This window comes from Traorella sp. mt218, from assembly GCF_055420025.1.
In genome coordinates this window covers 64,072-78,792 of sequence record NZ_JBVAYM010000012.1, presented here as the reverse complement: position 1 = coordinate 78,792, position 14,721 = coordinate 64,072, and the positions used below count along the sequence as shown (strand labels likewise).

Annotated in this window: 15 protein-coding genes; 1 reads left to right on the top strand and 14 read right to left on the bottom strand. The window is 36.8% G+C overall.

Features of this window, described 5'->3' with window-relative positions; translation table 11 throughout:
• The first annotated feature begins 5 nt into the window (after positions 1–5).
• The gene (gene gltX, locus ACZYT3_RS07705) at positions 6–1,460 is read left to right on the top strand and encodes a glutamate--tRNA ligase (RefSeq protein WP_464088232.1); all 1,455 of its coding nucleotides are present in this window, start codon (positions 6–8) and stop codon (positions 1,458–1,460) included.
• 87 nt (positions 1,461–1,547) lie between these two features.
• On the opposite strand, the gene ACZYT3_RS07700 is transcribed toward gltX, so the two are convergent.
• The 14 genes from ACZYT3_RS07700 to ACZYT3_RS07635 all read right to left on the bottom strand — a co-directional run bounded on the left by ACZYT3_RS07700 (position 1,548) and on the right by ACZYT3_RS07635 (position 14,658).
• A complete protein-coding gene (locus ACZYT3_RS07700; RefSeq protein ID WP_464088231.1) occupies positions 1,548–2,993 on the bottom strand; it encodes a glycoside hydrolase family 1 protein in 1,446 nt (481 codons plus the stop codon).
• Positions 2,965–3,579: a YczE/YyaS/YitT family protein gene (locus tag ACZYT3_RS07695; RefSeq protein ID WP_464088230.1), complete on the bottom strand. Its 615-nt coding sequence runs from the start codon at positions 3,577–3,579 to the stop codon at positions 2,965–2,967. Before ACZYT3_RS07695 ends, ACZYT3_RS07700 begins: the two co-directional genes overlap by 29 nt.
• Positions 3,580–3,597: 18 nt before the next feature.
• Positions 3,598–4,212 carry a hypothetical protein gene (locus ACZYT3_RS07690; RefSeq protein WP_464088229.1) on the bottom strand — a complete coding sequence of 205 codons (615 nt, stop codon included), beginning with the start codon at positions 4,210–4,212 and terminating at the stop codon, positions 3,598–3,600.
• A gap of 9 nt (positions 4,213–4,221) precedes the next feature.
• Entirely contained in the window at positions 4,222–6,114 is a 1,893-nt protein-coding gene (locus ACZYT3_RS07685) for a BglG family transcription antiterminator (protein ID WP_464088228.1), read from the bottom strand.
• Between the two features lie 3 nt (positions 6,115–6,117).
• Positions 6,118–6,813: a hypothetical protein gene (locus ACZYT3_RS07680; protein WP_464088227.1), complete on the bottom strand. Its 696-nt coding sequence runs from the start codon at positions 6,811–6,813 to the stop codon at positions 6,118–6,120.
• Positions 6,814–6,816: 3 nt separating this feature from the next.
• Entirely contained in the window at positions 6,817–8,259 is a 1,443-nt protein-coding gene (locus tag ACZYT3_RS07675) for a glycoside hydrolase family 1 protein (RefSeq protein WP_464088226.1), read from the bottom strand.
• 65 nt (positions 8,260–8,324) lie between these two features.
• Positions 8,325–8,651 (bottom strand): PTS lactose/cellobiose transporter subunit IIA, encoded by a 327-nt coding sequence (locus tag ACZYT3_RS07670; RefSeq protein WP_294561265.1) that lies wholly within the window; start codon positions 8,649–8,651, stop codon positions 8,325–8,327.
• A gap of 11 nt (positions 8,652–8,662) precedes the next feature.
• A complete protein-coding gene (locus ACZYT3_RS07665) occupies positions 8,663–9,985 on the bottom strand; it encodes a PTS sugar transporter subunit IIC (protein WP_294561266.1) in 1,323 nt (440 codons plus the stop codon).
• Between the two features lie 18 nt (positions 9,986–10,003).
• Positions 10,004–10,315 (bottom strand): PTS sugar transporter subunit IIB, encoded by a 312-nt coding sequence (locus tag ACZYT3_RS07660; RefSeq protein ID WP_294561267.1) that lies wholly within the window; start codon positions 10,313–10,315, stop codon positions 10,004–10,006.
• Between the two features lie 130 nt (positions 10,316–10,445).
• Positions 10,446–10,691, bottom strand: coding sequence for a hypothetical protein (locus ACZYT3_RS07655; protein WP_294561268.1), 246 nt, complete (start codon positions 10,689–10,691; stop codon positions 10,446–10,448).
• A gap of 193 nt (positions 10,692–10,884) precedes the next feature.
• A complete protein-coding gene (locus ACZYT3_RS07650) occupies positions 10,885–12,021 on the bottom strand; it encodes an AI-2E family transporter (RefSeq protein WP_464088225.1) in 1,137 nt (378 codons plus the stop codon).
• A gap of 10 nt (positions 12,022–12,031) precedes the next feature.
• The gene (gene lgt / locus ACZYT3_RS07645) at positions 12,032–12,793 is read right to left on the bottom strand and encodes a prolipoprotein diacylglyceryl transferase (protein ID WP_464088224.1); all 762 of its coding nucleotides are present in this window, start codon (positions 12,791–12,793) and stop codon (positions 12,032–12,034) included.
• Entirely contained in the window at positions 12,783–14,363 is a 1,581-nt protein-coding gene (locus tag ACZYT3_RS07640) for a DHH family phosphoesterase (protein ID WP_464088223.1), read from the bottom strand. Before ACZYT3_RS07640 ends, lgt begins: the two co-directional genes overlap by 11 nt.
• A 10-nt stretch (positions 14,364–14,373) precedes the next feature.
• Positions 14,374–14,658 carry a post-transcriptional regulator gene (locus ACZYT3_RS07635; RefSeq protein WP_294561272.1) on the bottom strand — a complete coding sequence of 95 codons (285 nt, stop codon included), beginning with the start codon at positions 14,656–14,658 and terminating at the stop codon, positions 14,374–14,376.
• Between the last annotated feature and the right edge of the window lie 63 nt (positions 14,659–14,721).

The window sequence follows — 14,721 nt, the reverse complement described above, 5'->3', positions numbered from 1 at the left end:
ATTTTATGAAAAAAGTACGTACGAGATTTGCACCTTCTCCAACAGGATATATGCATATCGGAAATCTGAGAACTGCTTTATATGAATATCTGATTGCCAAGCATGACAATGGTGATTTCATATTGCGAATCGAAGATACCGATCAGGAAAGAGAAGTAGAGGGTGCGGTAGACATCATTTATGATGTCATCAATCAGACAGGTCTTCATTATGATGAAGGACCTGATAAACCGGGTGCCTGCGGACCTTATATCCAGTCACAGCGTCTTCCCATCTATAAAGAATATGCTGACAAGCTGGTCGATCTTGGAGGAGCTCATTACTGCTTCTGTAAAGAAGAAGATGTTCAGGCTGAAAAAGAAGGCCATGATCTGAGCTATCGCTATGTTGATCCATGCCGCTTTATCTCAAAAGAAGAAGCCCGTGAAAGAATTGCCAAAGGTGAGCCTTATACGGTAAGACAAACGATTCCGGCAACCGGAACGACCTCTTTTGAGGATGAGGTCTATGGACATATCGAAGTAGAAAACGCTCAACTAGATGAAGGTGTGTTATTAAAAAGTGACGGTTATCCGACCTATAACTTTGCGAATATCGTCGATGATCATCTTATGGGCATCACACATGTTGTCAGAGGAAACGAATATCTATCCAGTACCCCAAAATATAACCTGATCTATCAGGCCTTTGGCTGGGAGATTCCAACATATGTTCATGTACCGCCGGTCATGAAAGATGAATTCCATAAACTGTCAAAGCGTAATGGTGATGCGTCTTTCCAGGATTTGCGCGATAAAGGAATTCTAAGTGAAGCTATCATCAACTATATCGCCCTGCTGGGCTGGTCACCGGAGGGAGAACAGGAAATCTTCTCGTTAGATGAGCTTGTCAAGGAATTTTCAATCGACCGTATTTCTAAATCAGGTTCCATCTTCGATATCAATAAGCTGAAATGGATGAATGGTGTTTATCTGCGAAATAAAACATTGGAAGAATTCCATGAGCTTGCTTTGCCTTACTATAAGGATATCAAATCTCATGTTGATCTCATGGAAATCTCAAAGGCCCTTCAGCCGCGTGTTGAAATGCTGGCGGATATTCCGGAAATGATTGATTTTATTGATGCTCCATATCCGTTTGATGCATCGTTATATACCCACAAAAAGATGAAAACAAATGCTGAAAATTCACTTGAAGCATTAAAATGGGTCGTTGATGAAATCGATTCAGTCAGCGATTTCACAGACGATGAAGCTTTCACTAAGTTCTTTGTCGATCTTGCTGCTAAGCACGAGGTCAAGAACGGACGTGTGATGTGGCCGGTTCGTGTTGCTTTGACTTATAAGGCATTTACACCGGGCGGAGCAGTAGAAATTGCCCATATCATCGGAAAAGAAGAAACGATGCGTCGCTTGAATCAGGCAATCGAAGATCTGACAAACTATCTTTCTGAACAATAAAAGGTCTGCCAAGTGCAGATCTTTTTTTATGCGTTAATGTCGCCAACAGATAAAAATGAAGCCTTGACAAAGAAGGCTTCATTACATTTAATCTAAATCCACTCCATTTGAACGTACTGCTTTTTCTACCCATTCATAACTATCTTTTTTTATACGCTCATAAGAGCCATTTCCATAATCATCAAGATCAACATATACAAAACCATATCTCTTGCTCATTTCACTGCTTGAACAAGATACAATATCAATTGGTGCCCAAAAATAATATCCTTTTAGATCTACTCCATCCTGAATAGCCTCTTTCATCTGTAATATATGTTGACGATAATAATCGATACGATAATCATCATGGATCTTTCCATCCATACCCTTTTCATCTTTTAAACCGATACCGTTCTCAGTTATATAAATCGGCTTTTGATAACGATCATAATATTCATTTAAAACAACTCTGAGTCCGATTGGATCGACTGACCATCCCCATGGATTTGCAGGTAAATTTTTATTGCGATAGGCATCTTGATTATTTTGTAGACATTCATCATCATAAACTCTTGTATAGTAATAAGAAAAGCTGAAAAAATCACTTGTATTTTTTAATACCTCAAGCTCTTCATCACAAATATCGATATGAAAATGATGATCATCAAAATATCGATAAGCATAACCGGGAATCTCTCCCCGAAGCAATACATCACCATAGAAATATTCCATTTGATTTCTTTTTAAGGTAGCTAATACATCCTTTGGCTCACAGCTAGCCGCATAAGCAGGCCCTCCACATAACATCATGCCAATTTGTACATCCGGATAATTTTCATGAGCATATTTGGTAATCATGGCACAGGCAATCATTTCATTGATCACTCCCTGCATCTTAGCTTCTTCTAAATTATCCACCTTATCTTCTGGAATCCCTAGATGATTAAAGCTTTCATGTCGTATGAGATTGATTTGATTAACAAGGATCCAATGCTTTACCTTGTTATGATAATGATCCAAAAGCGTCTTACCATACTGATAAAAAAAACCTATCGTCTTTTTATTGTACCATCCGTTATAATCCAATGCTAAATGAAGAGGCATTTCATAATGTGACATCGTAATCATCGGCATCATGCCGTTTTTTATAATTTCGTCAAAAAGATCATCATAAAATCGCAGACCTGCTTCATTAGGTATCTGATCATCACCATTCGGAAAAATACGCGCCCAATTGACAGATGTCCGATATGTATTCAACCCCATACCATTCTTTCCCAAAAGTGCTAAATCTTCCTTATAGCGATGATAAAAGTCAGTACCATGTCTTTTTGGAAATATTTTATTATCGTCTTCCAAGGCATGATAGATATCATCCGTAGTAATTTCCGTATTGCATTTCTGATCAAGAGCAACATTATCTACAAATTCATTGATATCAGCCAGACAAAGTCCTTTATTATCTTCTTGATAAGCTCCTTCCATCTGATTCGCTGCAAATGCACCTCCCCATAAAAAATTATCAGGAAACGTTTTTAATACTTTCTTCATTTCTTCCTCCTATTTTTGTGAAAAAATCAATCATGATACCAGTTGAAGCAATTGAGATCGCCGTACCGATTCCTACGACTCCTCCTAAAAGAAAACCAATAATTGTTAACAACAGATCTGCTCCCAAACGAAGCCACCGGTAATCTATTTTTATGAGGTCTACAAGCCTATATAAAAGTGAATCTAAACCATTCATCCCTAATTTACATCTGATTAAAATCGATAAACCAATCGTATAGACGGTCTGACCGATTAGAAAAACGATGAACATTGAAATAAAACTTAACTGTAAATTCAATCCACTTAAGCCGTCATAGGCAAAATCAATCGCATAACCTGTAATCAGTGCCGATAAAATGGTTCCGCCACCAAAATATTTTCGTGCCGCCACTAAAGCAGCGATAATTAAAACACCGTTATAGATCCGTGAAGACTGACCATAACTTATATTTAAAATGATATGTAATCCGTCCTGAAAGACAGTGACCGTATCACCGCCAATATTTGCATATAAGATGATTCCTACACCGATACCAATACAAAGTCCGGCAACACATATCAAACATCCTTTTTTTATCAATTCCATATTCAACACCCACACCCATCAAAATAATAATTCCGCAATATGAATGACATTAGCACCATTTTCTTTTAATACCTTATAACATGAGTTACAATAAACAATCACTTGTTTACCATCATACTCTTTGATCAAATCAGTAATCTTTTCCCTCCTTTGTTCTTCATTAAGCAAAACTACCTTCTTCTCTAAAGCTGAAAAGGTTTTAGGTGCTATCTTTAAATTTTCAGAGCTCATATGCTGCATAAAATTAAAGCCACAATAATCATCATGACTGCTTATCCGATAAGAAGCACCCGTTTTATCAACCAAAGAACAAACGGCTTTTTTTATATTATCATCTGCCTTAGCACAATGTTGAATGATACATGTTGAATTATTTAAACGAGGCAAAAGGAAATTCTTATCTTGATCAATGATTTCCAACAAAGAATATATATGTGCCTTACTTACTTCTTTTAAAATCAAAGAACAGTTGGTACATATCGTAATGCCTGTATCAATTTCATTTAATTGTCTATGATCTATTCGACAACATCCTTTTGTTTCAATTGATTTCTTATTTAAATATTTTATGATCTTTTCACTGATTTCAGGAAAAGCTATTTTAAATTTACAACTTGGATAATAATATCGCATCATAACACCTTACTTATAAAACACATCAATAAATTCTTCATATGAAGTAGTTTTCTGCAACTGAAAGATCTTATCATTGCTTAAGATAACTTTACTAAGCTCTTTAAAAAATATCTGTATTGTTTTTTGAGAGCTATTCAATGAGAATAAAAAGACGAGCTGGACATATTTATCATCCCAAAGGATTGGCTTATTAAGACGACAAATCGAGATAAAATTCGGAAACTTACCACTTTCAAGAGGGTGAGGAATGGCAATTCGTTTACTATATGCGGTTGAACTATATTTTTCACGCTCAATGACAGATTGATAAAATTCATGGGCATCAAAGCCTAATTTATCAGCTATTTTTTCAATGACCGTTTCCAATAATTCTTCTTTAGTTGCACAATCTAACACAAAATAAAGATCCTTGCTCATAAATTCATCAAGATCATTTTGTTGATCGAGCTTGTCCATGATCAATTTAATGAGAGTGATATCATTATCTGAGATAAATTCTCCGGTTGAAATTGTCGGCTTTTCAAACCATAGCTTTTTGCCGGTTGCATTAACGATCATATCAAACTGATCTAATGCCTCCTCACTTACATCTTCAAAGGAAAAAAGCTGAATGATATTGATCCTCTCTTTAAGTACCTGATTGATCTTGTAAGAAATCAGCTTAAAGATAGTAGCTGAATCATCTAAGATGACAGCTAAATTATATTTTTTTAAATCTTTATTCGTTTCTAATGATAATGCCAGATGAATAGCAAAATACAATTTTTCTTCTTCAGAAATATTTTTATGATATTTTTCTTCAATAGCTCTAAGACCGATGATCGCTAATTCATTGGCATAAGGAAATGCATCTTTGATACTTGAAAGATTGGATTTTTTGATTTGATCATCATTTTTTAACCGATAAAGAAATAATGAAATATGGTTCATCAGATTCAAACGCAAATTATCATCATTGAAAAAATCAATATCGCTATGCAGATAAATTGTCCTTAAAAATAGATTATAAAAGGTGATGACTTCTGGATCTTCAAGATTTACTACAAGATTTCTGTCTAAAGCAGAATCATTTCTTTTTATATGCAAAGAAAAATAATAGACTTCATCTTTTGATAAGGATAAGCCGAATATTTTTTCAATGTCCTCATTGATCTTTTCCGCAGTCAGATATTCTTTTGTCTTGCGGTCATTTACTGAAAGATTACCTACTTTGATGGCATTATTCGTTTCAATACGATTAATGGCAATAAGAATGTGAATGGCTAATGACTTTACTGAATTTGAGGAAATTGAGATATTATTTAATGTAAGATTTTTTTCAATAGAAGCTGTCAGCATATCTAATATCTTTGTATGATGTTCCCTGTTTTCTTCATCGTTCATATATTCAAGATAATCCGAACATTCTTTAGCTATTGCACTGCGGATATCTTTTTCATCACCGATAATGATATATCCACGGGAATGAGAATGCTTCAAGGTTAAATGATATTGATCGATCAAAGGCTGCAAATGCTTGATATCTTTTCTGGCGGATGACACAGAAATATACAATTCATTTGCAAGATCATAGATATTCACATAATTACTGCTAGAAATAAGTTTATTGAAAATGACCTTCCTTCTTTTTTGAACATCCGAAATATTTTCTTTCTCAAAAAGATCCGCATACCATTCACTGAAAATATCATGATCTTTGACAATCAGCTTGCAGCCATAGCCCTGCTTGGTAATAACTTCAAAGCCATGTCCATCCGCATCATCTTTAATCTTATTTAAATACGTTAATACGGTTCTTTTTGAAACACTTAATGTATATGCGATTTGTTCACTTGTCATATAATCATCGTTGTTTTCATGCATTAGTGAAACGATATCTGCGTATATTTTACTTTCCATAAATCACGAATCCTTTTTAAATGATAGCTTATTTCTATAACCGGCAAATAATAAAACAATATAAATACCAAAAACTAAAACCTTGTTTTGAATGCAATATTGCGAATAAAAGAAGATAAAAATCCCGACGATAAAGATCAGATAATCAGCTATTTGAACTTTATTTCTACATAACATACAGAAGAGTGACTTCATGATAAAAAAGCTGCAGATCATCTCAATGATCAGAAGTAAGATATCACTGCTGGAAATTTCTTGATAGTAATTTAATAACTCATTGACTGTTTCCATCGGATAATAGGCAGAAAGTTTCTCCGCACTGTTATGAATGGCAACGAACACTAAGAAGCTATAAGCATTCATATTGTAAAGAAAAGTATTTACAAGTGAAAACCCGGAATATATCAAATTAGCTCTGTTTTCATCACCAAAGATTTTTTTACTTAAAGAAAATAGAACGATTACGATCGTGAGCGACAGCGTTACCATGACAACATAGGTTTCTCTGTCTTCCGCAAGATTCAAACTCTCAAGTCCAATAGCTTGGGCAGTGAAATTTGTAAGCGCAGTTGACAGAACATAGATCAATACACCCAATGCCATTGCCATGATCATACCACGCCTTTTATGTTCAAATGCTACCACTAGCGGCAGGACCAAAGAAAGAATCAAAAAGATAATTAATAGAATGAGTTTCATGGTTTACAGTTCTTCTCCATTTGTAGCTATGACTTTCTGATACCAGGCGAATGAATCCTTTTTATATCGATTCCCTGTTCCCGTTCCATCATCCTGAATGTCAACATATACAAAGCCATAGCGTTTGCTCATTTCGTTCGTTGTGCAGCTGACGATATCAAAAGGTCCCCAAGGACAATAAGCAAAGAGATCTACACCATCCTTGATTGCTTCTTTCATTGCTTTGATATGTTCACGAAGATAATCTATACGATAATCATCGTGTACTTTATTATCAGCTGTTAATTCATCTAAAGCACCCAAGCCATTCTCTGCAATCATCATCGGTACACCGTAACGGTCATAATAAAGATTTAGTGAATTTCTTAAACCTAAAGGATCGATTGACCAGCCCCAGATCGATGCCTTCAATAATGGATTTTTTGATATGTCATTAAGACCTTTATTATTTTTTTCGTAGGAATTTAAACGAGTATAGTAATAACTAAAGGCCATAAAATCAGCTGTATATTTTTTAATAGCTTCTAAATCTTCTTCACGCATTTCAATATGAAAATCATGATCTTCAAAGAAACGTAGCGCATAACCCGGATAAGCTCCGCGAATCCTTACATCTGTATAAAACATCTGTGACATTTGATTTTTTTGATAAGTATAAAATACATCTTCCGGTTTAGCTGTTTCCGCATAACAGTTGTGATCTGAAATCATGACACCCATCTTCATCGAAGGATCAATTTCTCTTGCTGCTTTTGTGGCCAAAGAGCAGGCGACAAACTGATGATGGATAGCCTGATATTTTGCTTCTTCTAAATTATCTACGGAGTCACTGAGGATACCTAATGAATTAAAAGATTCTACATAGATCAGATTTATTTGATTGATTAAGATCCAATATTTTACCTTGTTGTGATATCTTTCAAAGCAAACTTTACAATACTTCACAAAGAAATCGATCAATTTACGATTTTTCCACCCACCATACTTGGTAACAAGATTCAATGGCAGTTCATAATGAAACAATGTGATGATCGGTTCCATGCCATATCCCACGATTGTATCAATCAGATCATCATAAAACTTTAAACCTTCCTCATTTGGTTTTTCATCATCACCATTTGGAAAAATTCTTGCCCAGTTGATAGATGTTCTAAAGCATTTAAGTCCTAATTCATGCATCAGCTTCAGATCTTCTTTATAGGTATGATAAAAGTCGATCCCCTTTCTTTTTGGAAACTGACGATCATCATCAATCGCCAGCAATTCTTTTAAACGAGCTGAGGTCATCTCAGAATCCTCATCACGCTTTCCGGCACGATTTAAATGAGGATTATGCCAGTCAACATCCGGTACAGACAATCCTTTTCCTCCCTCATTCCATGCTCCTTCGCACTGATTGGCAGCGACAGCTCCGCCCCACATAAAATTCTCTTGGAAACCTTTCATGATATCTCCCTTCTTTTTATAACAGGCGAATGCCTTTTTATTTGGCACTCGCCTCATTAAAAACATTACTGTAAACCTTTTAAATGAATTTCTGCCAATTCTCTTATCAGTTCAATTGTAGATATGACACACATCAAATGATCTTGAGCATGAACGACCAGTATCGAGAACGTTACATCTTTTAGTTCACCATTTGCTTCTTCTTTCAATAACTCAAACTGACGCTTATGAGCTTCATTGATTGACTGGTCAGCTTTATTCATTTTTTCCTCATAAAGATCAGCATTTTTTTCTTTGGCAGCAGCTAAAGCTTCATATGCAAATGCCTTGGCTTCACCGGCATTCGCAATGATTTCAAACGAAATTTCCTGTAGTTTAGTCATTGTATCCATAGCTTATATCATTATTCTCCCTGTTCCTGTTGCAGACATGTTGCTTCATATCTCTTAAAGAATGGCCAGAAGATGACCCAGTCTAAGGCAAACATGACGATTACTAATACTGCTGCCCGCCAGTCCATCGTGGCAACAAAAGCACCTATCGGAGCAGGAGTTGTACTTGTTAAGAAAATATAAGATTTATTTACTAAATTCATTGATGTAGCTGCCCATCCAAGGATGATATTCACTGTCGGTGCCAGCATGAACGGAATGACAAGTGTTGGGTTTAAGAAAATAGGTAATCCGAATATTACCGGTTCATTGATATTGAAGAGTGATGGAATGATTGATACCTTGCCTACTGAGCTCAACTGTTTTGATTTGCTTCTTACGCACATGATTGCTAATGCAAGCGTAGATCCGGCACCACCAATACAAGAATAATAAGCCCAGAACGATTGTGTATAGACGTTTGGCAGATCGCTTAAAGCAACACCGGCTGCTACTGCTTCAGCATTTTCAGCTAAGGTTACTAACTGCAATGGATCCAGAAGCGGTCCGACAACCGTTGTCGGGTGAATACCAAAGCCACCAAATAACAGATTTTCAAATGCTGTCAAGACTGTAACAGCCACTGAATTATTCACACCAAATGAAATCAATGTAAAGATGTATGACCAGATTTCCGGAATCAGCATTCCAAAGGCAACCTGACAAATCACTGAGAGTGCATAGAAAGCAATTAAAGCATATAAGAATGGGAATATCGTTGAGAACGTATTTTCAATAACCTGAGGCACTGAAGGCGGCATATGAATCGTCCAACCCTTTTCAACAGATAAACGCATGATTTCAACTGCTCCCAAAGCAACTAGGATTGCTAGGAAAATATTGACAGAACCGAGATTGCTGTAAGTGATGTCACCACCCACCATGACTGGTGAACATATGAGCAAGAAGATAGATGCCGAACAAACTGCAAAGTTAATCGCATTCTTTTTGTAATGCTGAGCTAATGAATAAGCTACCACAAAGCAGATCCATAAAGATAAAACACCGATAGTTGCTGCATATGGCGGATAAGTAAACTGTGGAAAATTAGTAGATAAATACCACCATGCATCCATAAATGCATCAAAGAAACCAATACCGGTTGATGCGGTATCGCTCCAAGGACATTTATAAATCAAAAACGCAAAACCCCCAATAAATGTAAATGGCAATGAACTAACAACACCATCACGAATTGCTAAAAAGTGTGGTTCTGTTCCGAAAAATGTTGCCATTGGCTGACACCATTCTTCAATTTTGTCAATGATCGACACTTTTTTTGTGTTTTCAGACATGTAATTCTTTCCTCCTATTTATTTGTTTTTTTCATTTTCCCGAATCATATTAAGAACTGCTTCACCATTGCATCTTCCAAAATCGATTGCGGGAATGTTTAAGATTGTGATCCCAGGAATATCTTTGCATAATTCCTTGATCATGTTGGTTTGAAATTTTACCTGAGGTGCAAGCAGAACATAATCATACTTTCCAAATTTTGTCTTAGCTTCAGAAACTGATAATGCTCCGATCTCCCAATCCTTTTCATCTTCTTTTAAATTATCACGCATATTCTGCATCAAAATAGAAGTAGATGAACCACAGGCACAAACTAACAAAATGTTCATATTACAATGACCTCCTTACTGTAAACATGATTGCTATAGCTGCTTGTTTGTTTACGCTTTCAGTATAACAAATGTAAAAAAAAGAAGTTGGAAATTGTCGTCATAACAATAATGCAACCTCTTTCATTTTTTAATACAATTTACCGTTTTGAATGACGCGAAATGAAATCGTCCTACCTATTTCAGAACCTTTGATCGTTTTCTTGATCAGATCACAACATTCCTGTTCATCCTCGCTATCTGTTTCAAATACCAGCGTCGTCCTAACAAAAGATGCGTTAGGAAGATAAGTAAACTTAGGATTTCCGATTCCCTCTACTACATCAATTACATTTTTTTGTAAACTTGGCATTACGCCTTCAACATTTATTTTCATCATGACCTCCATTCGTAATCATTGTATTTTCTTAAGGCCATAAATTCAATAAAAGTGAAAACGATTTCCTCTTTCATCATTGATCAACACAAATGCTCATTAATCAATCGCACAATTCAAAAGGTTCATAGTTTTTTTTACTGAAAGACTTTCGTTTTCATCTTTAATAAGATCATATAAATTAAAATATTTGTCAATCCACTCTCTTTATTTCATTTTGCATTTTCTCTTTTTTAATGATATAACGTCTAAAAATCTCATAAATGACAGAGAAGGTCGGCAGTCCGAAGAGCATTCCGGCAACACCGAAAAGTCCGCCGCCAAGCGTAACCGCAAATAAGACCCATAAAGGCGGCAGCCCGATCGAAGAACCAACGACATGCGGATAGATCAGATTTGATTCAAACTGCTGCAGGCAGACACCAAAAACAAGAAAGATAAGTCCCTGGACAGGATTCACAAAAGCAATCAGCAAGGCACTGAAGGCCGTTCCGATGATCGCTCCAAAGATGGGGATCATATTCGTAACACCGATGATGACAGAAACGATCGAAGCATATTCAAATCCCAGAATCTTACACCCGATATAACATAATACTCCAATGATCACCGCTTCGATTCCCTGCCCGCTGATAAAGCTGGCAAAGGTATCACTGATCAAATGCATCAATTCCTTGAACAGATGATATCGTTTTTCATTCAATAAGGCTTTGCCGATACGATCTCCCTGCCTTATCAGCGTTTCTTTGGAAATAATCAGATACATGGCAATCAATATCGAAAAAACAACATTGGTGATCGAGCTGGCTATTATCGTAAGAATGCTGAACATCGCTGGTATGAGCGACTGCAAAGCACCTACGAACTGATTTCCCAATTCTCCCAAAGAATTGATAAAGCCGTCGATCAGATCATTGGACAGTCCCATATTTTCAAATAATATTTCAATAAATCTTTCAACTTCTGCGATATACGAATCAAAGTTATTGACCAATAACATGATATTATCAACGATTCTTGGCACGATGATCCAAATGATCAATGTGATGACGATAATGAAACACAGAAGGGTGATCAGCGCTGCTAATAATTTAGGCTTCCGGCCATCTTTTTTAGGCGGCAGCTTGCGCATGAAAAACTGCATCGGAATATTAAAGACAAAAGCAATACATACACCATAAATAAAAGGCTTTATCACTTCTAAAAAAGTCATCAGGGTGGCCCAAAGCCAGCTGTAATTCATCAATATGAACAGCATCAATACAATAATTCCTACCAGTATGAGCACTTCTTTAAAAGTAGCTTCCTTAACTTTTTTCTTAAAATTCATATCACTTACCTCAATTTGAATCCATTATAACCTTTTTGGTACATTTAAAATAGATATAAATGCCCAAAAGAAGCGTAAAAACAGATATTAGCTGCGATGTTGAAAGAAAACCGACAAAGCCTCGTTCATCATTTCGTAAAAATTCAATCATGAAACGTCCGATACTATAAACGATCAGATAAACGCTCAGCAAGGTACCGGTTCTTTTATTTTTTGAAGCTAAATAAAACAAAAAGCCTGCCAGCAAGAAATCAAAAGCACTGCTGATGAGCTGCGTCGGTATGAGAGCGACATGGTTAGGTGCAATCTGTGAATGATGAAAAGCGATCCCATACCATGCATCTGTCGGCTTGCCATAACAACAGCCTGCAAGAAAACAGCCGATCCTGCCAAACCCTTGCGCCCAGGCAAGCGATGGTACGAAGATTTCAAAATATTTCAAAAAAGAAAGACCCTTGAAACGACAATACTGATAACCGCCAAGCAAGGCGCCAAGAAGTCCGCCATAAATGACAAATCCATTTTCAAAGTCAAAAAGCAGGGCCGGATCTTTTGAAAAAGCATCATATTCAACGATGCAGTATAACAGCTTCCCACCGACGACACAGCCCAGCATACATACAAAAAACAGATTCAACAGCTCATCGATATTCAGATTCGCTTTTTCAGCTCTTTTTTCCGCAATCAGATAACCGCTGAAAAGGCCTATGGCAATCAACAGGCCATAGCTGTGAATGGTCAATGAACCAAACGTAATGAGATCATTGTACATAAATATTCTCCTCAATGACGTCTTCAACCGTCATACAGATATGATATTGGCCTCTGAAATCATTTAAAGATACTTTTGCGATCACATTCATTCCCTCATGGATCAAGGGGATCAGGGAGGAATTGAAGAAAAGATATTCAATGCCGCTTGAAGAAATGATTTTATAATATTTTCCGTTTGATAAAGAAATCTTTTTTTGTATCTGTATATTTTCGATATAAAAGAGGATTTCTTCAAAGCCGTTGCCAAAGGGTGCCAATTTCATATATTCCATCACTGTCTGAATCGAAAAAGCCTGTTCTGACGCCCATTCGCATTCGATCGTTTTATTTTCCTCATAGATCATTTCATGCGTTTCAATATAATGTTTTAATGCAGATAAATTCTCTTTCTTGATCGTGACACCGGCAGCCTGTGCATGTCCGCCAAATCGTTCAAAACCGTCAAAGGATGAAAAGTAACGTATCAGATCAAAACCTTCTACACTGCGCATGCTTCCTTTATATTCATTTTCCAGTTCGCTTAAGATAAGAAAAGGCCGATGATGGGCAGAAGCCATCTTGCTGGCAACCAAACCTACGATGCCTTCATGAAAATCACGATGGGCAATGATCTCAAAGGATGTGTGTTGTAATTCACCATTGGCGATCTTTTCCATGTCACTGCTCATTTCCTTGCGCAATTCATTGATCTTATTGATCTGCCGGGCTACATTTAAGATCGCATTCTGATCTTTCAAAAGAAGATAGCGGACAGCATTATTGACATTCACATGATCGCTTAAACGACCCATGCTGTTGATCTTAGGGATGATCGTGTAAGACATCATCTTCATGTTAAAAGTGTCCTGTGGCTTATTTTTGAGGGCGTGAAGGGCCGGCATGCACCCTTCATTCAGATATTCGATGCCCTTTCGAATAATATTTCTGTTTTCCCGAATAACCGGCATGCTGTCTGCAATGGTTGCCAAAGCAGCAAGAGCAACGATATCCTTATCATCGGGAATCAGACAGCGAGCAATCTGTAACGCCATACCGGCTCCACAGCAGTTATAAAAAGCATCATCTGCAAGAAAAGGATGAATGAAACAATCACAAACGATATCTTCCTTTTCAAAGGTATGATGATCACTGAGAATCAAACGCATATGATTTTCTCTGATAAACTTCATTGCCTCAACAGCACGTACACCGTTATCCACGGTAATGATATTCCGATATCCCTTTGCCAACGCTTTCTCAAGCACATCGACATGAAGACCATAACCTTCCTCGATCCTTTTCGGGATATAAAAGCCATAATCGATCTGACAGGCTTCAAACGCCTTACATAAAATGGCTGTGGCACAGATACCGTCACAATCATAATCGCCACAGATAAGGATCTTTTCATGCTTTTCCCTGATATCTTTCAATATCGACAGGCACAGTTCCATATTGGTACATGTCAAAGGATCGCTTAATTCATTCTTTTTTAATCGTTCAAGATCATCTGCCTGAAGATGATAATGAGAAAGGACGATCTCTCTCAGATCATCTGCATGTTCACAACGATGGATTTTTACTTCCATGCACGCTCACCTACCATGAATGCTCACCAATCAATGCATCCAGCTCATTTTCATCCATCTGAGAACCAAGAATGATGGCCTGACTTGACAAATATGCGACGATCTCACTCACGGTTATCTTAAATATATCATCTACCGCTTTTGAAAATGTTTTTGGCGGCTGATTTTTCCATACACTGCCATATAAGGTATCTCTTACATGCTGCTCGGTAATGCTTTTCAGATCACATCGCTGAAGCTGACTGGTTTTGATCGCAATCGCAAGCTCGATCTGATTATGCAGCTTTGAATCCATAAACTACTCACTCCAATCATAAGCATAATTATAAAACATATACTGCGAAAAGTGGAGTGAAAA